Below are 18,341 nucleotides of genomic sequence, written 5' to 3'. Positions count from 1 at the left end.
GTTCTACACCGCTAATTCGGTTAAATGCTGCCAACAAAGCGGCGACTTCAGCTTCTCTACCGTAGAGTTTTTGGGGGATGAGGAGTTGACCGGCGCGATCGGCATTTCCGGCAGTAAAATCAGATATATTGCCAGTAGCTTGCAGTTGCGCCAGACAAGTTTCGAGGTCAAATCTCAGCCCGTCAGCGCTTTGATACCTATCTTCCGCCATCTTCGCCAACAATTTCATCACGATGGCAGAAATTGCTTCGGGAATTTCCGGATTCAAACTGCGGGGGGTGGGTGCGATTCTAGCGATGTGACAGTGAACTAATTCTAAAGGGTCGATCGCCCTAAACGGCAATTCACCAGTCAGCATCTCGTAAAAAGTAACACCCAACGAATAAAAATCGCTGCGGTAATCAATAGCGCGATTCATTCTACCAGTTTGTTCCGGCGAAATATAAGCTAACGTACCTTCTAGCAAATTCGGATAGCTGGGAGTTGCGTTTTCTCGAACCAAGCGCGAGGAGATGCTGAAGTCAGTAATTTTGACCCGATTGGTTTCTGGATTGATTATGATATTTTGCGGTTTAATATCTTTATGTATTATTTGATTTTGATGAATTTTACCCAAACTTTTTGCCAGCGCCACGGCTATTTCTAGGAAATGTTTTAAGTTGAGTTTGGTTGAGATCAAAAAATCAGATAAAGCCAATCCGCCCAAGTCTTCTAATATCAGCGCCACACCATTGTGATTGGTTTCTGTGCGGTAGCAATTGACAATTTCTTCGATGTTTTTAAGATTGTTTCGGATTTGATATTCGTGCCTCAAGCGGGTAATCTCTTCCAGAGTTGGATACTCGCTTTTCAGGGTTTTGATGATTACTGGCAAATCCTGTTCTTGCCAGATTCCCCGATAAATCACAGTATTGACACCCGAGTAAATTTTTTCGGTGATTTGATAGCCTGTTAGTAAAATCATAGTTTAATAAATTTGAAGTTAAAGGGTTTGCAGCCAATTTGCACGAGTTGTGCTATTGAAGAAAGTTAATTAGTTGTGTGAGAGGGATCGTCGGCGCGGGCGATCGCAAAACTTCCGAGATATACTCAAGCTTAGTACAAGGCTGAGAGCTTTGTCATTAGTTATTTAACTTAATCTTTAAACAGGCTTGGGACTTGCGTATAATTGGGAACAAGTAATGTGCTAAATTTTACTTAAATGAGATTCGGCGGTTGAAACCGCGTCAACACAAATACTCACGCGCCGACGCGGGTTGAATAACGGCGCTTAAAACCGCCGTCTCATCTTCTTCCTAATGACCAATGACCAATGACCAATGACCAATGATATCAAATCCTCTCTTCATCGGAATAGTAAATTCACTGTTAACTGTTAACAGTTAACAGTTAACAGTTAACAGTTAACATCATGTATGAGTGCAACCGGAATTGGTATGACTCCTCAATCATTGCGAGTCAAACCCTGAAGGCTAACTTGCAAAACCGACAAACCCAAAATCAGCAAAAACAACACTAGGGCGATGGTACAAGCATAACCAATTTCCAAATCCTTAAAAGCCCGTTCGTAAAGATAATAAACAACAGTCTTAGAACTATTGCGAGGGCCGCCCTGAGTCATAATATAAACTTCTTCAAAAACCTTAGTAGCAGAAATCGCCGAAATCACCGCCACCAAAACTAAATAAGGCTTCATCAGCGGCACAGTAATATCCCAGTGTTTCCGCAAACCTTCCGAACCATCAATCGCAGCAGCTTCGTAAAGTTCTGCCGGAATAGATTGCAGCCCCGCCAAATAAATCACCATGTAATAACCCAAGCCTTTCCAGATAGTAACTGCCATCACGCTAAAGAGTACCACCTTCGGGTTTGCCAGCCAAGAAACCGGAGGCAAACCCAACATTTCCCCGAACTGATTCAGCAATCCAGTTTCAGCAAACAGCCACTTCCAAGCAATCCCGGCGACAACCATCGAAATCACCGCCGGCGTGTAGTATGCCGCGCGGAACCAGTTCATCCCCCGCAGCTTTTGATTGCACAAAATGGCCATTCCCAGCGGTAGAACAACCAATACAGGCACTACACAGATCAGATACAGCAGCGTATTGGTCAAAGTTTGCCAAAAAGTGCGATCGCGCCACAACCGATCGAAATTCTTCAAACCCACCCACTGCGGCATTTGAGTTAAATCGTATTCGTAATTAGTAAAACTCAAATAAAAAGCTTGCACCGCCGGCCACAAAACCGTTAAAGTCAAAATAAACAAAGCCGGAAACAAGAACAAATAAGGTGTCAGATTTCGTCGCCAAAAAGTCAAATGCATAAATTAGTTGTTATTGGTTATTAGTTATTAGTTATTATTTTACTCATCATACCAAATCTAGTTTCATCGGAATGATTAAACCGCGAAGACGCGAAAAGCGCGAAGGAAGAACTGCATCTTCTTCTTCTTCCTCTTCCTTCGTGTTCTTTGCGTCTTCGCGGTTCGTTTAATATTATTGCATGATTGTTATTTCAGCCCAGAAAACAAACCCTCCCAATCTCCCGGAGAACGAGAATTTTCCCCCTCTTTCACCTCAAATGTCACCTTACAAGCCTGCGGTTCCTCCAAAGCTTGCACGCACAATTCTGCAATATCTTCCCGGCTAACTTTACCCCGAATATTGTCTCCTTGCTCGAATATCAAAGCTTTGCCGCCCGCTTCTTCAGTCAAAGCACAAGGTCTGACAACAGTATAAGGTATGCCGCTCGATCGCACGCAATCCTCACCTTTCAACTTCCAAGTCAAAATTCCCCCCAACATATCATTCATCCTGACAGCCGGCGGTTCCTCTTCTAAATTAAGTCCGGGGCGGCCAGGGCGAGTAACTCCAGCCGAACTCACCATCACAAATCGCGGCAAAGTCTGCCCGCCATCAGCTTTAATAGACTCTAATTCCAGTTGAAAAACGCCCGGTGTAAATTTTGGATTCAGCCCGCCGTCGTATTCAAACTTGCTCAGCATTAACTGAAAAGAATAAATACTACTAGCATCTAATTTCGAGCCATCTTTCACAGTTTTCGCCCGGAATACTGGAATTAACTTATCGAAGGGAACGGTGACAGTAATCCAAGTATTGTAAACAGTATCAAACGAATAGCTATAGCCAATGCCGTCCCATTTAGCCTCGCTACGCACGATCAACTTGTAGCGCTTACCATCCCCTTTTACCCGCAGTTGGAGGCCGCTAAATCCTGCGAGATTGAGGGGAGAATCGAAGTTTCGGGTGCGGACGGAAGCAAAGCCGCCGGAGTTTGCCGTGGAAACATTGCCCGTGAATAGGGCTGTACTGTCTGTAAGGACGATCGAACTTTCGCTAGTGCCGCCCATCACAACATCGTCGAGAGCGCCCCAAGTTTCTTTTAAATCTTGGGTAGGTTTTGTGAAGTCAAAAATTATTTTTTCGCCTGCTTTAACGAGCTGGCTGCGAACAGCTTGCACTAAATTATTGATGCCTTGGTATTCAACTATTTCGGGAACATCCACCACTTCCGGCATATAAAACTTGATGCCTTGATAGTATTTTTCCCTGGTTGGGGTGTCTCCTTCTACCGGTTGAACTTTGGTGCCGGTGCAGCAGATAACTGCATCTACGCCCTCGGTTACTAAGGGCGTTAGCGTCTCGGCGAGAGTGATATCTCCTTCGACTAATTCAACATTTTTGCCGAGAATTTCTGTTGCTCTTTTGCTATCTCTGACGAGACAGCGGACTTTATATCCCCGCTGTTGCAATCGCTTGACAACTCGCTTTCCCACCCCGCCAGTCGCACCGGCTACGAGTACGAGTTTGGGTTCGTCTTTTTTCTGGTTGCTGCTGCTTCCGAACAGTTGTTGCAGCCAGCTAATGCTGCCAATGAAGGGAATAACGCCGAAATAAGCCAAGGTTTTGACAAATCTGCCGGCATCCCATTGGGCGGTATTTTTTTCTGTCACAGTCGCTTCCTCAAATTTGGCTCAAATCTACTTAGCTGCTTTTGTATTTTAGTCGAATTTTCGATTTGTGGATTTGGGGGGCGATCGCACTTTTTTTCATTTGACAATCGGTTTCGGATGAATTTGCCTCAGCGGAATCTCAATAATCAACTCGGTTCCCTCTCCGGGGGCAGAAATGCAGCTCAATTTGCCGCCGTGTTGTTCCACCACAATTTCGTGGGAAATGGCCAAACCTATCCCCGCACCTTTGCCCACCAGTTTTGTGGTAAAAAACGGATCAAATATTTTTTTGCGGACTGTTTCTTCCATGCCCCAACCGTTGTCCTTTATCCGAACTGCTACGGCTTTTTCTCCCGGACAAACTTCTGTCACGATCCGAATTTGTCCGCTCTTGGCTGGCTCTTCTTTGCCGCCGCGCTGCGACGATAAGTGCTTGTTAACAAAGGCATCTTCTAGAGCATCAATTGCATTTGTCAGCACATTCATAAACACTTGGTTAATCTCAACTGCGTAACACTCAACCAAAGGCAGAGAGCCGTATTCTTTGATGAGATGAATTGCAGGGCGATTCCCTGCGGGATAGCTTTGCTTCACGGGCTTCGGCTTCAGTCGGTTGCTCAAAATCAACAAAGCGCTGTCCAATCCATCGTGAATGTCAACTGGTTTAATCTCTGCTTCGTCAATTCTAGAGAAATTTCGCAGCGACTGAACTATCTCGCGGATGCGGTTAGCTCCTACTTTCATTGAACCCAGCAACTTCGGTAAGTCTTCAACTATAAACTCTACTTCTGCTGCTTCTATTTCTGCTTGAATTTCTGGCGAAGGCGAGGGATAGTGCTGTTCGTAAAGATGCAATAAATTGATGATTTTTTCGCTGTATTCGTTGGCATAGGTAAGATTTCCGTAGATGAAGTTAATCGGGTTAGTCACTTCATAGGCTACCGCCGCCACCAACTGTCCCAAACTCGACATTCTTTCGCTTTGCACCAATTGAGTTTGAGCGCGCTGAAGCTCAGACATCGCTATTTTTAAATGAGCGGTTTTTTCGCGTTCTCTGGCGACTGATGCTTCTAATGCTGTATTTAATTTGTTGAGTTTTTCGGCTTGGCGCAGCACTATATTAATCATTGCTTTTTTTAATTCCAATGCTGCGTCTATTTCACATTGTTTCCAAGGCAAGGATTGGCAACTCACATTTTCTTTCCACAGCTCGAAGGATTTGCGAGGAGACAGTCTGGGGCTGCCATTTTCATCTATTTCAACTGGTTTGTTGGGGTTTCCCGCCCAATTGACTGTCTGAATTACTTCTGGGCGAAACCACAAAACGTATATTTTTTGAATTGGCGATATTGCTACGGCTAAACACCCGCTGACTGTATCTTTAAAAGCCTCAGCTTCTGGATAGAATTTAGTCAACGAGTCTGTATAAAATATTTCTTTTTTGAGGTTTTTTTGCACCCACTTAGTTAAGTATTTAAGATATTCTCCTTGAGGTGTTTGTCCGATTCGATAGCAATTGTCTCCAAATATTATTGCTGCTCCCTGGGCGTTGACTGCTTCCAGCAAATTGTGCTGGCATTTACCGAACACTTCTGACAAGTTTTCGGCGGTTGATATATCTTCAAAAATCTTGCTTTGAATGGATTTTAAATAAAGTTTGTAGTCGTAGTCTTCGTTTCCTTCTTTTGATTGCAGTTCTAAGGACATTACTTGTCCGATAAATTCGCAGGCTGCGCGCACTTCATAGTTGAGATATTTTGGTGTATAGTTGTGGCAAGCAATCAATCCCCACAGTTTTTGATCTTTGATTAATGAAATTGACATCGAAGCTGCCACACCCATATTTTGCAGGTATTCTATGTGAATGGGAGAAACGCTTCTCAATACGCAAAAACTGAGGTCTGCAGGTTCGTTGGGAATAGAATTGTTGCCGGAGATGATGGGGACAGGTTGATAATTAATATCGGGAATCAACCTCAACCAATTTAACGAATACAGTTTTCTGGCTTGTTTGGGAATATCTGTATTGGGGTAGTTTAATCCTAAGAAAGGAGTCAGGTTTTCTGCTTTGTCTTCGGCGATTACAGCGCCGTTCCCTTCGGAATCAAATTGATAGACCATTACTCTATCAAATTTGGAATATTTTCTGATTTCTTTTACAGTTTGCTGACATAAATTTTGGAGATCTGTGGCGTTTTGAATTTGGCTGACAGTGGATCTCACTGAATGATAAAAGCTAAAAACCGAAAGACTTTCTGTGGTAGTGGCCAATTCTAATTCGACCATCAAAACTCCTTCTATTCGGTGGAGTATGCAGTCAAAATCTAAGGATTTGCCTGCTTTTTCCACGGAAACTTTAATGGGATTGACAGTTTTTAAGTTTTCCTTTTCCAAACAGGCGTTGAATTTTTCGAGCTGAGCGCCATCGAATAATAAGCTCAAATTTTGACCGATCGCACTTTTGGCATCGAATCCCAACAACTCTTGCGTATTTTCGCTAACTTGCAGTATTTCTAGTTCAGGTTCTCGCACAACAATTAGCACGCCGTGCGGCTGAATGTGTCCCGATAGGTGAATCGGCTCTTTGTCGCAGTTTGTCAAGTCAACTTCTTCGAGTGCTGGGATTGTGATTTGTCGATTCATTTTCTCTATTTGGTTCTGTAAAATTTTGAGAGGGTTCTATAGATTTGAGATTTGAGTCGTGGGGGCGGGTTGATATCTCTAGACTGGTGGATTGATTTGTTTGTGAGGCGAGCCCCTACTACAATTTGTCCGGCGTTACCTTGGTAGTTGCTATAAAATGGGCTTTGCAATCATCTCATCTTGTTCGATCGCGTAACGGCTCGATTCATTGACTGACCCTAGCAATGAATCATCCGATCGTCCGCTAGTCGAAAACGATCTAGTCAAAAATCAACCAGCAGTTGTGTTGCTGCTCTACCGGCCCGGGCATTCTAGATATTTTTGCAGACTTGGCTCTTCAGTTGCGATCGATCCCCCCTGTTAATTATGCCAGCACTTATTGCTATTCTTCAAGAACTTTTAATAATTTTCCACAAAGTTAATTTTGTGGTAAGATATGGCGCGCTGGAAGGGGGAGAGAGATGTGTCTTCCGACCGGCCCTGGGAGGAAAATATTAAGTTAAGCTAATGATGACAGGAGCTGAAAGTCAAGTTGCGTTAAGCTCTTTAAGTATATCCAACAGGCCCGAAAATTAGACTAATGCTCGACTTCAATACAGTTACTGAGTTTTCCTATACCTACTGCATAGGTATCTGTGCTTTTTTAGTTCCGGCAAACTTGCTGACTACTTTGCAAACAGGGATTTTGATCGGACTAAACCGACCTCGAATACAAGTTTGGGCATCTGCTGTTGTGGCTGAATTTTGGGCAGCAGCAATGTTATTTCACGTTTTTACCTGGTTCGCGATCGGGGTTGTAATGCCTCCGACATACATCTTGCTAGCTATGGCGCTCGCTTGTCTGACTATCAATATCTGGGCAATGGCGCATCCTTCCAGCATGATGCAATTAATTAAATTTGCGATATCAGCTTTCAGGGGGATTTTAGAAGAAGGAAGAAGGAAGAAGGAAGAAGGAATAAGTAAGAAGGAAGAAGTCATTAGTCATTAGTCATGTTTTGCTGTAGCCTCCGAGTTCTCCGTACAACATCATTAGGAAGAAGGAATAAGGAAGAACTTGGCATTGGATAGTATTAACCAGGAAGAAAGAAGAATTTGATAGCGAGCTATGTCAAAAGTTTGATGGAGAATATTGATTTTTCTAAAATATTCCTTGGTGGCTAATCCTGGTTCGCAATCTGATTTTTATAACCCTTATTCTGGTTCGCGATCGCGACAATCTTCATCTTCCGGGCCGCCGGGATGGATCGTGCAGTTGAGCACGTGGCCGCCGTCGCTTCTGCCGTAATAGTAGCGACATCCGTTGCAAATTGCGGGAGGCTCGATCGCACTTTGGTAAGGCGGATAATCCGTCACCAGTAACGAAAAGTCTCGCTGAGTCTGAAAAGTCCCGATAATAGCGCCCGAGAGTTCGACAGCTTGGCGGATGTTTTCGATCCTGGTGTAAGGAGGCAGGTAAATGTCAATATAAAGGCGAATGCCATCGCCTTCTTGCTCGTGGCGAGTAATAGTACCTCGGAGCAAACCGACGCGCGACGCAATGGCGGAGGAAAATTCATCCAATGACGTGCAGTAACCGGAGAAAATGTGAATGTGTTCGTCGGTAGTAACTCTCACAGTCAGGCGAGTAGGAATCAGCACTCTCAAATAAACGTCGAGTTCGTCAAAAACCGGTTCAGCGAGGGAGAGCATTTGGTTTGCATCTTCGTGGTTGAGGCCAAAAACTTTAGAAACCTTGTGCACGAGGGCTGCTAAAATATCAGATACTTCAGTGAACAGCGATTGCAGCCTGTCATCAACGGCGATCGGACATTCTCTAAGCACTTTTAAATAATCTTCCAAGCGATGGGAAATTCGCTGAATGCTGCTAAATCCGAGCATAGCAGCTCCCCCTTTGAGCGAGTGTGAGGCTCGGATGAGCTGGTGTATTCTTTGGGGAGCTTGGACAGTGTTTTGCAGGCCAAGCAAGCCTTGTTCGATGATTTGGATGTGTTCTGTGGCTTCTTCGAGAAAGTAGCCGATGACGCGCTGTAATTGTTCTGGCAGCATAATTTTATTCTCCGAAATGCACCCAAATATTATTAGTCATTAGTCATTAGTCATTAGTTATTAGTCATTTTAGCTGCTCGCGAAGTCGAAGGCTAGTCATTCGTCATTGGTCATAGGATGTTCGGTCTACGATCGTAACAAAAAAGGTTCGTAGTGCAGACTAAATTCCGTTCCCGGATTGCGGATTTTAGTCCGCACTATCAACCAATTCTGCCAGGGAATTTATTCCCAGAGAGCAGGCGTGTAAGTCGGTTAAAACCAACCCATTTTCTGGGTTTTTTAGTTTTTTTTAACCCAATGCGAGCTAGTCGGTAAACGAAAAATCCAAAATGTGATTAATCACAAGCCCTTGTAGGAGGGAAATGAAAAATTAATTGCCCTCGCTGGCAATCTCCTGGCGCGTAAGTCCGAGGTAACTATCAACCTGTCTGCTGTAAACTGTGGAAACTCATTGATATGCTCCCCGCTTATTTGTATTTTGTAGCTCTAATCTTTTTTATTCTGACTCACGCCAATTGTAGTGGCAAGACTGAGAATTCTTAACTGTTGACTGTGCTTTTTTTTGCTCCGACTGTAGCGGTTGCTACGCCAAACAGCAGTATCGCAGCACCTGCGAGTACGGCCGACGCGGGCACTTCCCGAAACAGCAAATAACCCAAAAAACTCGCCGCCACCGGTTCAAACAATACGGCAAGAGTTACTATAGTTGGGGAAATTTGCACTACGGCCCAGTTTAAAATGGTGTGACCGATTAATTGAGGCAAGACAGCCGTCAACAAAATATAAAAATATACAATGTGCGAATAATCGGTATAACGGGTGCCCAAGGCGAGGGGGAGAGGCAGCAGGACGATCGCAGCAACAGTATAGGCGATCGCGATATAACCGCCAATTCCCAGTCCCCGCCGCTGAGCTTCCCGCCCCAACAGCAGGTACAAGCTGACAACCCAGGAACCAGCCAGAGCCAGGAAATCGCCTAGGAGTTTGCTGCTACCGGCACTTTCTGCGCCCGCACTCCCCAGGGCGATCGCCATTCCCCCTGCAAGGGCTATAGTAATGCCAGCGATCGACATTTTGGTGAGTTTTTCGCCAAACCAGAAGCGCGACAACAGCGCTATCCAAACGGGAGTTGTGGTGACGAGGGCTGTCGAAGCGGCAATCGAAGTATAAGAAAGTGAGGTAATCCAGAGAGCAAAGTGCAGGGCGAGACACAAACCAGCCGCCGCAGCATAGCGCCGAGCTCCCGGTTGCAAAGAGTTCCACTGAATTTTCTGCCAAGCCGGAAGCAGAATTAAGGAAGACAAACTCAAGCGAGAAGCGGCGAGTATCAGACTGAAACCGAGGCCGCCCGCGCCTGCTTCCATGTTCGCCAGCCGAATTAAAATCGAAGAAGTTGAGACTGCCAAAACTCCGATAATTAACAATAGGGCGATCGACCAATTCTGCGGTTGTTTCGGAAAATTCATTTTTTCGAGAATTGGTAATGGGGAATTGGTAATTGGTAATTAGTAAAATCTAGATCCCAATCTGTGCAGCCAATCAGAACTTTTAATTTTATCTTACCTTCTCCTCTCTTTCTTCGCGTTCTTAGCGCCTTCGCGGTTCCTTCAAAAAAAACTCGATCGCCAATCCTTAAAAATTACCACACTTAAAAACAACTATCAATGTAGAGCGCGCCTAAAATAACCTTAAATCTGTTATAGTTTCCATACAGCAGCAAACAAAACCCCCACTTACAAAGTATAACTATCTATGGCTCCTACAGTTTTGATTACAGGCGCTTCTCAAGGAAGCGGCAAAGCAACGGCACTGTTATTTGCCAGTAAAGGTTACGATGTGGTGATGGTGGCTCGCGAGCCAGAGAGATTGGCAGCAGCAGCGGCTCAGGTGCAGCGTGAAGGCACTTCCGCTTTCCCTATGGCGGGGGATGTGGGCGACATTCAACAAGTGCGGGCGATCGTCCAAAAAGCCCTGGATACTTGCGGAAACATTGATGTTTTGGTGAATAATGCCGGGATTTGTCTCGCGGGGGCGATCGAGCAAACCACCTCCGAAGATTGGCAGCAATTAATGAATACCAATTTTTGGGGCTGCGTTAACACAATTCAAGAACTTTTACCACATTTTCTCGATCGCAAAACGGGTACAATCGTCAATATTGGTTCCATAGGCGGCAAAATGCCCTTGCCTCAAATGACCGCTTATTGCGCCAGCAAATATGCAGTAACCGGTTTAACAGAAACTTTGCGATTGGAATTAGCGCCCCGAGGCATTCACGTTTGCGCCGTACATCCGGGTTTGATCGACAGCGATTTTTTGGAAAGAGCTCAATTTCGCGATCGAGACGAACCAGCAGTCGAATTGCGCCGCCAACAAATGACCGAAATGTTGAAATCTAACTGGGCTTCTCAGCCGGAAGATATTGCTAAAGCAATCTGGGATGCTGTGAAGAATCAGCGTGCAGAACTTACCGTCGGCCCAGCTTTCTTTGCATCGGAAGCCTATCGATTATTCCCCGGTTTGATGCAATTAGTTATGGGCAATTAGTCATTAGTAATTGGTTATTGGTTATTGGTTATTAGTTATTAGTTATTAGTAGCAAATGACTGTTGACTGCTAACTGTTAACTGTTAACTGTTGCTCCTTACCAGGCTCTGCTTGGCAATGCAAATAGGTGAGGAAGAGCCTCCTTTTATCTGGCAACTTACAGGATAGAGGACTGTAGGAGGTGTTTAAGTTATTAAGTTTTCGATCCTAACTAAGTGCTTGTCACCAGGAAGAACCCGATCGCGCTTCAGGAGCGAAAAAGAGCCTCTCTTTATCCCTCGGCTTCGGGAGAGAAGAGTGTGGCAGATACTTTTATATCAAATCCTCTTTACATCGAAATAGTAAATTCAGGGGTTGACTGTTAACAGTTAACATCATGAGGAGTGCAACCGGAATTGATATTAGTTATTAAATTTAAATTTCTAAAAAAATAGATGGTTCAACCAGACCAAATACTATTATAATGACAAATAAACTAGACAATATCACCATGCAAATCACAGCATTAGCAGCCAAAAAAGCAGGCGGGTTGCTTGAAGAATACAAATTTGATGTCGCAGCGCCCAAGGTGCACGAATGTCTCATAAAAGTGTTAAATTGTGGCATCTGTCACTCAGATTTACACATGATTGACAACGATTGGGGTCAATCAAAATATCCCCTGGTTCCCGGTCACGAAGTTATCGGAGAAGTGGCAGAAATAGGGTCGCAAGTGACTCATTTAAAAGTAGGCGATCGCGTTGGTGTCGGCTGGCAAAGGTCGTCTTGCTTGCATTGTCGCGACTGCTTGCGCGGTAACGAAAATCTCTGCGATGAAAACCAGGGATTAATTGTTACAGGGCCCGGCGGTTTTGCCGATTATTTAATGGTAGATTCCCGCTTTGCTTTTCCTATTCCCAAAGGCATCGATTCCAAAGTAGCCGGCCCGCTGCTGTGTGGCGGAATTACAGTTTACGGCGGTTTGCGGAATGCGGGAATGAGTTCTGGGCAAGAAATCGGCATTCTTGGTATCGGCGGTTTGGGACATCTGGCCGTGCAATTTGCTAAAAAATTAGGCAACCGCGTTACAGTTTTTACTACTTCCCAAGATAAGGCAGAATTTGCCCATAAAATGGGGGCGGACGAAGCTATTGTAGTAGGAAAAGGCGAAGTTCCTCAACCGCCTAGCAGTAAATTAGATATTTTGTTGAGCACTGTTCCTGCTGCTTTGGATTGGGTTCCCTACATTGATTTTCTCGATTCTGACGGTACCCTTGCTTTTGTAGGAGTTCCCGCCGAACCTTTGAGTATTCCGTTATTTGCGCTGCTGGCGAAGCGCCGCCGAATTACGGCTTCTCCGATCGGCGGTCGTGCTTTGATTCATGAAATGCTGTCAGTTTCAGAGAAGTTTGGGATTGAGCCGATTGTCGAAGTTTTTGCGATCGCACAAGCGAATGAAGCAATCCAGAAAGTCCGCGACAATAAAGTGCGCTATCGCGCAGTTTTGACAGTAAGTTAGATCCTTAGTAAGGTGCGTAATTCGCACCCCTGATCTACAAATTACAGCAGAGAACTAGCATTAATCAAACGACCGGTTAAATCAGCAGGCGTTACATTCAACACAGTACCCAACAAAGCCTGATTAGAACCAATTCTAATATTAGTAGCTTCCACGCGCCCGTTGCTGTCTGGATCGAGACTTTCCTGCGAGATACCGCCCTTGGCTAACAAATTCGTTCCCCCCGTTATAGTTCCAGGATTTAGCAGCAGCAGTCTCGGATCGTCCAAGCTATAACTTGTCTGTTCCAAGAAGACAAGAGTAGTGCTAAAATCCACACTAAGTCCGATGGAATCATTCGACTTATCAAAGTCCACAATTACTGCATCAGGAACTTCTATTCCCCCTACTCCCATTCCCGCTTGATCGACTCGAAAAACAAAAACATCTCTCCCCGCACCTCCTTTGTAAATATCCACATCTCTGTCGCCAATTAAAGTATCGTTACCATCACCGCCAACTAACAAATCAACACCTTGACCGCCGCGCAGCAAATCATTTCCCACACCGCCATCAATAAAATCGCTATTTCTATCCCCTGTCAAAACATCGTTGCCACTTTTTCCCAAAATGTCGTCATCACCTTTGCCGCCGTAAATAGAATCATTGCCGGGCCCGCCTGACAGACTGTCCTTACCATCGTTGCCGAAAATCCGTTCTGCATCTGATGAACCTGTTACAGTATCATTGCCGCCCAGCATCCAAACTCCCCCAGAAAAACTAGCAAGTTGTCCCGGTACAAGTGTAATATTTTCAGGAGAATTGTCTCCTACCAAACGAGAGATGCGTGAACGATCGGGAGTGAGTACCATAGTTGTAAATTTTTTGTGATTAATGGATATCTGACAATTATTTCCATCTTGGCACAGCCGATCGCAAAATCGCAGATTAAAATAAAAGTTAAAATTAAAGCCGATGCCAATTATTTTTGTACAAGACTTAAGCAAAGTTTATCCAGTAGCGATTAAACAACCGGGACTTAAGGGAACAGTCCAGCACTTTTTTAACCGCACTTACCGCAACATCAAAGCAGTTGACAGCGTTTCTTTCAGTATTGAGCCCGGAGAAGTGGTGGGGTTTCTCGGCGCTAACGGTGCGGGCAAAACTACGACGCTGAAAATGCTGACTGGTTTGATTTATCCCTCTGATGGTACAGTGACAGTGTGCGATCGCACTCCGTTCCGCCGCCAAGCAGATTTTCTGCAAAAAATCACCTTAGTAATGGGGCAGAAACAACAGTTAATTTGGGATTTACCAGTGCTCGATTCTCTGCGAATCAACGCCGCTGTCTATGGAATTTCCGATGCAGATTATCGGCGGCGAGTCGGAGAATTGACAGAAATGCTGTCACTAGAAGGCAAGTTAAATCAAGCAGTGCGAAAGCTATCTTTGGGCGAACGCATGAAAGCAGAATTCATGGCTGCCTTGCTGCACCAGCCGGAGGTATTATTTTTAGATGAACCGACTTTAGGTTTGGATATCAACGCACAGTTTAGCGTCAGGCAATTTCTCCGGGAATATAACGAGCGCTATCAAGCAACGGTACTTTTGACAAGTCACTACATGGCTGATATTACTGCTTTGTGCAAGCGCGTTTTGTTAATCCATGAAGGACAATTAGTTTATGATGGTAGTTTGGACGGATTGCTCGACAGGTTTGCACCTTATCGGGAAGTTCAAGTAAAATTAGCCGAACCCTTGGCCAAAGATAGCGCTTTTGGTTACGGCGAGGTAGAATCAATTGAAGGTAATTCCGTGCGGTTTTTGGTAAAAAGGGAGGAACTGACGGTAAGCGTGTCGAAGATTTTAGCAGAATTAGAAGTTATCGATTTGAGTGTTACCGATCCGCCAATTGAAGAAGTAATCGGTCGAGTTTTTCGCACGGGTAAAGTGTAGATATTACTCCTATCTCCCTTGACAAAGGGAGCCAACAACCGTCAAATATTTTCTTTGTTAATGGTTAAAAAAAGCATCAAATTCTTTTTTAAGAAAGAGGATTTATTGGGATCGTGATTTATTATTACCAGCCTCTTTACGCTGCTCGTGTCTCGTTACCAAAATCTGCCTACGCACATTAAGAATCTCTACCTATTTCTTTTTTCCTTGAGTTAAATTAAGTATTATTTCAGTGAGAATGAATATGAAAAAAAACATTAAAATTGCTAAAACTTTGCTCGTCACTTACTACGCTTATATGCTCGAATACCGGGAGGAATTGTTTTTGTGGGCGCTGTCGGGAGCTGTGCCGTTTATCTTGATGGGCGTGTGGATGCAAGCGGCCGAAAGTGGTGAATTTGGGCTGAAGCAGATCGACTTTGCCCGTTACTTTTTAGCAGCTTTCATAGTCAGACAAACTAATGTGGTTTGGGTGATTTGGGAGTTTGAAAAAGAAGTCGTGGAAGGTAAGTTATCTAATAGATTGTTGCAGCCTCTCGATCCCGTATGGCATCACTTCGCATCTCATGTTTCCGAAAGGTTTGCGAGGCTACCGTTTGTATTAGGATTAGTGCTGCTATTTTTTGCACTTTACCCGCAGTCTTTTTGGCTGCCGAGTTTGGGCAGATTTTTACTGTTTTTGTTGGTTCTCGTTTTCGCTTTTTGTTTGCGGTTCCTGATTCAGTATACCTTTGCGCTGTTTGCTTTTTGGATCGAGAGGGCAAGTGCGATCGAACAATTCTGGTTTTTAATGTACCTGTTTTTATCGGGACTTGTCGCGCCGCTAGAAGTGTTTCCCCCAGCCGTGCGCGAAGTAGTTTTGTGGACACCGTTTCCTTATTTGATTCATTTTCCCGCTGCAATCTTGATAGGATTGCCCGTAGATGTAGGCCGCGGTTTACTGGTAATGTTGGGTTGGAGTGCGGTGTTTTTTGTGTGGAATCGCTGGCTGTGGCGGCAGGGTTTGAAGCAGTATTCCAGCATGGGAGCTTAAATAATCATTAAAATTTAAAAAATTGTAGAGTGCGTCCCAGTAAGATATCGATGGTTTTGGGTAGGTGTGCGATCGCATCCAACGATCGCCCTTAATACAGGTGTTTGTGCTTTGGTTGCTGCAAAACAAGTGGGGATGTTGCGAGTCGGAAACGGTTATCAAGTTAATGATTTGAGCAATTACCGCCTGAATTGTTCGATCACCCTCCGCCAAAACCCAATATTTCTGTGGGTGCTGGCGGCTTTTGCATTGGGGCGCGACGCGGGCAAATAATTGTGGTATAAAATAGAGTCGATCGGCTGCATACTACAATACGGAGCAGAAAAAGGTTGAAACCCCGCCAGCGTCAAACTTGCGTTTGCTTGGGCCATCGAGGGCGAACACCTTTGCGGTGTAAAGAAAATAAGGTAATTTTAATCGCCCTTTCTTCAAGCCGCTCTTTTAGGGTTCAAGCCTGTATAAACCTGATGTCAACCGCCGAGTCTTTTTTAAATGCAAACAAACTCTAGGGGACAAGATATTGGTATGTTGTTAAAAAAACTTGTTTGCGAAAATAATCCCCAGACAGTTGCAGAGTTAATCGACGCACAACTCAAAACTGGTCAACTGACTTGGACTCAACTCAAAACACAAGTTTTCGAGCAGCACTGGCGAGACGAATCTTTGCAGGAAGTTTTCACAGAAATTGCAGCTAAATTAGATAGAGAAACAGCGAGCGAACTGATAGAATGTTTGACGGATCAAAACGGTCAACCGGAAAAATTTATTAATTTGTTTTTAGCAGCAGGATGCCTGTTAAAAGTCAAAAATGGCATCAATAAAAACACCGAAAAAAAACTGTTAAATGCTTTAAAAAAGCTATCACAATACGGCACGGCTTTCCTGATTCTTTATCAAAACGCTCAAGAATTGCAGGAAACTTATCAAATTCGCGATCGATCGATCGCTGCGATCGCCCAAACTTGGAAAAACGACCCGCAAACCCTGCCCTGGCTGAAAATACTCGCACACTCCAGCGACAGCGGCGAAGTCCGGGCCACAGCAGTCAAAGCCATAGCCCGCAGTTGGTCTGACGAGCCAGAAATTTACCTGATGCTCAAAAAACTCGCTAAATTCGATACAAGTTGGGCAGTGCGATCGGCTGCGATCGCAGAAATGGTCGCGGGTTGGCCCGATAAAAAGGATACCTTGCAACTGGTGGCCGCCCTGGCTCAGTTCGATCGCAGTCCGACCGTCCGCACCTGCGCGCTGGAACTGTTGGCCCGTCGTTGGCGCGATCGAACAGATACCTTACTGCAGCTGAGAACCGCCGCCGAATCCGACGAAAATTTGGGAGTGCGAGTCGCAGCGTGGCAAGAAATAGCCAGAGGTTGGCACAGCGTTTTAGGTACTTTCTCCCTGCTCAAAAACTTGACCGAGACAGGAACTTCTACCCTGCGAACATTAGCTGTGCGGGAGTTGGCAGCGGGCTGGCAGGCCGTGGCAGAAGTTGGCCTGCTGCTGAAAACCCTAGCCGTATCCGACAGCAGCGAACAAGTGCGGACAGCAGCGATCGAAGAATTAGCTTCGCGCTGGCGGGCCCAACCAGAGATTTACCCGCTGCTCAAAAGTCTCGCCGAGTCCGACCAGAGTTCCACCGTCCGGCAGGCAGCAGTCCAAGGAATTGCCTCTGGCTGGCCGTCTAACCCCGCAACTCTGCCTTTTTTGCAAAATATAGCTGCGGGCGATCGCGACGCCGAACTGCGCGAAATAGCCCTGCAACAGATTGCTGCAGGTTGGCCCGACAGCCCGGATACATTGCCCCTGCTGCAAAAAATAGCGGCCTCAGAGGATTATTGGACTGTGCGCCAAGTGGTAGTAGCAGCCGCAGCCACCTTACCGTCAGCCAGTCCCGAAGTCTTTGAGTGGTTGAAAAATCTCGCCGAGTCAGACAGACACCTCAACGTCCGAGAAACTGCGGTGGAACAGATAGCAAGAGGCTGGGGACACCGCGACGAGACTTTGCTTTTTCTCAAAAAACTCGCGGAGTCGGAGGGAGACGCTCACCTGCTGAGCGTGCTGGTGCGAGAAATAGCGCGGGAATGGCCCGAAGAGCCGGAAACCTTGCTGTGGGTGAAAATTCAGCTTGATTCTGGGGAGGAGGAGGTGCGGGAAGTGGCGGTGCAGGAACTCGCTCGCAACTGGCCTTCGGGTGCTGAAACTTGGAGGATGCTGGAGGCTAAAGCAGAGGGCGATGAGAGTCCGGCTGTCAGGCAAATCGCTTTGCAAAAGTTAGCTCGCGGGCGGACAAATGAGCCTCAAACTTTTGAGTGGCTGAAAATTCGGGCAGCGCAGGATGAAGATTCTCAGGTGCGGGCGATCGCTCTGGTAGAGTTAATGCGGGGATGGAAAGACGAGCCGGGAATGTTTGAGTTTTTGCGCCAGAGAGCTCTTACTGACTCCTACGATAGAACAGGTTCTTTTGCTTACAATCCCAGATTTACGGCACTAGAAGCAATTATCGAACATTATCCCGAAAATGCGGAAACTTTGCCTCTGGTGCGATCGCTTGCAGTTTCCGACGCCGACGAGCAAGTGCGGGCTTTAGCGAGCCGCCGACTACGCAGCGAAGACTGGTAAGTGGTTAGCTGGGACAGAAATTGCGGCGATTTATGTTGATTTTG

14 protein-coding genes are annotated in these 18,341 nt (G+C 45.5%); 7 read left to right on the top strand and 7 right to left on the bottom strand.

Features of this window, described 5'->3' with window-relative positions; translation table 11 throughout:
- The 4 genes from AACV78_RS14305 to AACV78_RS14290 all read right to left on the bottom strand — a co-directional run.
- A partial coding sequence (locus AACV78_RS14305; RefSeq protein ID WP_194008587.1) for a serine/threonine protein kinase occupies window positions 1-964 on the bottom strand: 964 nt, incomplete at its 3' end.
- A gap of 480 nt (window positions 965-1,444) precedes the next feature.
- The gene (locus tag AACV78_RS14300) at window positions 1,445-2,323 is read right to left on the bottom strand and encodes a carbohydrate ABC transporter permease (protein WP_194008586.1); all 879 of its coding nucleotides are present in this window, start codon (window positions 2,321-2,323) and stop codon (window positions 1,445-1,447) included.
- Window positions 2,324-2,509: 186 nt separating this feature from the next.
- The gene (locus tag AACV78_RS14295; protein ID WP_194008585.1) at window positions 2,510-3,973 is read right to left on the bottom strand and encodes a CIA30 family protein; all 1,464 of its coding nucleotides are present in this window, start codon (window positions 3,971-3,973) and stop codon (window positions 2,510-2,512) included.
- Window positions 3,974-4,069: 96 nt separating this feature from the next.
- Window positions 4,070-6,616 (bottom strand): ATP-binding protein, encoded by a 2,547-nt coding sequence (locus tag AACV78_RS14290; RefSeq protein ID WP_194008584.1) that lies wholly within the window; start codon window positions 6,614-6,616, stop codon window positions 4,070-4,072.
- Window positions 6,617-7,196: 580 nt separating this feature from the next.
- On the opposite strand from AACV78_RS14290, the gene AACV78_RS14285 reads away from it, so the two are divergent.
- Complete coding sequence (locus AACV78_RS14285) at window positions 7,197-7,607, top strand: hypothetical protein (protein WP_194008583.1); 411 nt, start codon at window positions 7,197-7,199, stop codon at window positions 7,605-7,607.
- 203 nt (window positions 7,608-7,810) lie between these two features.
- Here the strand turns inward: AACV78_RS14285 and AACV78_RS14280 are convergent, their stop codons facing one another.
- Complete coding sequence (locus AACV78_RS14280) at window positions 7,811-8,665, bottom strand: Hpt domain-containing protein (protein ID WP_194008582.1); 855 nt, start codon at window positions 8,663-8,665, stop codon at window positions 7,811-7,813.
- A 539-nt stretch (window positions 8,666-9,204) separates the two neighbouring features.
- Entirely contained in the window at window positions 9,205-10,131 is a 927-nt protein-coding gene (locus AACV78_RS14275) for a DMT family transporter (RefSeq protein ID WP_194008581.1), read from the bottom strand.
- Between the two features lie 286 nt (window positions 10,132-10,417).
- Between AACV78_RS14275 and AACV78_RS14270 the strand changes: the two genes are divergently transcribed.
- Entirely contained in the window at window positions 10,418-11,212 is a 795-nt protein-coding gene (locus tag AACV78_RS14270; protein ID WP_194008580.1) for an SDR family NAD(P)-dependent oxidoreductase, read from the top strand.
- 463 nt (window positions 11,213-11,675) lie between these two features.
- On the top strand, window positions 11,676-12,710 hold the full coding sequence (locus AACV78_RS14265; RefSeq protein ID WP_228042248.1) for an NAD(P)-dependent alcohol dehydrogenase: 1,035 nt from the start codon (window positions 11,676-11,678) through the stop codon (window positions 12,708-12,710).
- Between the two features lie 41 nt (window positions 12,711-12,751).
- Here the strand turns inward: AACV78_RS14265 and AACV78_RS14260 are convergent, their stop codons facing one another.
- Window positions 12,752-13,561, bottom strand: a complete 810-nt coding sequence (locus AACV78_RS14260; RefSeq protein WP_194008579.1) for a calcium-binding protein — start codon at window positions 13,559-13,561, stop codon at window positions 12,752-12,754.
- Between the two features lie 103 nt (window positions 13,562-13,664).
- Between AACV78_RS14260 and AACV78_RS14255 the strand changes: the two genes are divergently transcribed.
- From AACV78_RS14255 to AACV78_RS14240, 4 genes are all read left to right on the top strand, one after another.
- Entirely contained in the window at window positions 13,665-14,645 is a 981-nt protein-coding gene (locus AACV78_RS14255) for an ABC transporter ATP-binding protein (protein WP_194008578.1), read from the top strand.
- A 244-nt stretch (window positions 14,646-14,889) separates the two neighbouring features.
- Window positions 14,890-15,678, top strand: coding sequence for an ABC transporter permease (locus AACV78_RS14250; protein WP_194008577.1), 789 nt, complete (start codon window positions 14,890-14,892; stop codon window positions 15,676-15,678).
- Between the two features lie 66 nt (window positions 15,679-15,744).
- A complete protein-coding gene (locus AACV78_RS14245) occupies window positions 15,745-15,951 on the top strand; it encodes a Rieske (2Fe-2S) protein (protein ID WP_194008576.1) in 207 nt (68 codons plus the stop codon).
- A gap of 219 nt (window positions 15,952-16,170) precedes the next feature.
- Complete coding sequence (locus AACV78_RS14240; RefSeq protein WP_228042247.1) at window positions 16,171-18,297, top strand: HEAT repeat domain-containing protein; 2,127 nt, start codon at window positions 16,171-16,173, stop codon at window positions 18,295-18,297.
- The last annotated feature ends 44 nt before the right edge of the window (window positions 18,298-18,341 follow it).

The organism is Tychonema sp. LEGE 07196 (assembly GCF_963890365.1).
In the GTDB taxonomy this organism is placed as follows: Bacteria; Cyanobacteriota; Cyanobacteriia; order Cyanobacteriales; family Microcoleaceae; genus Microcoleus.
This window is presented reverse-complemented; position numbering and strand designations above follow the sequence as displayed.

Bases quoted from the DNA above. Each gene is read 5' to 3' on its own strand.
- AACV78_RS14250 (WP_194008577.1), top strand. From the start codon at position 14,890: ATGAAAAAAAACATTAAAATTGCTAAAACTTTGCTCGTCACTTACTAC.
- AACV78_RS14265 (WP_228042248.1), top strand. From the start codon at position 11,676: ATGACAAATAAACTAGACAATATCACCATGCAAATCACAGCATTAGCA.
- AACV78_RS14300 (WP_194008586.1), bottom strand. From the start codon at position 2,323: ATGCATTTGACTTTTTGGCGACGAAATCTGACACCTTATTTGTTCTTG.
- AACV78_RS14270 (WP_194008580.1), top strand. From the start codon at position 10,418: ATGGCTCCTACAGTTTTGATTACAGGCGCTTCTCAAGGAAGCGGCAAA.
- AACV78_RS14275 (WP_194008581.1), bottom strand. From the start codon at position 10,131: ATGAATTTTCCGAAACAACCGCAGAATTGGTCGATCGCCCTATTGTTA.
- AACV78_RS14260 (WP_194008579.1), bottom strand. From the start codon at position 13,561: ATGGTACTCACTCCCGATCGTTCACGCATCTCTCGTTTGGTAGGAGAC.
- AACV78_RS14255 (WP_194008578.1), top strand. From the start codon at position 13,665: ATGCCAATTATTTTTGTACAAGACTTAAGCAAAGTTTATCCAGTAGCG.
- AACV78_RS14280 (WP_194008582.1), bottom strand. From the start codon at position 8,665: ATGCTGCCAGAACAATTACAGCGCGTCATCGGCTACTTTCTCGAAGAA.
- AACV78_RS14285 (WP_194008583.1), top strand. From the start codon at position 7,197: ATGCTCGACTTCAATACAGTTACTGAGTTTTCCTATACCTACTGCATA.
- AACV78_RS14240 (WP_228042247.1), top strand. From the start codon at position 16,171: ATGCAAACAAACTCTAGGGGACAAGATATTGGTATGTTGTTAAAAAAA.
- AACV78_RS14290 (WP_194008584.1), bottom strand. From the start codon at position 6,616: ATGAATCGACAAATCACAATCCCAGCACTCGAAGAAGTTGACTTGACA.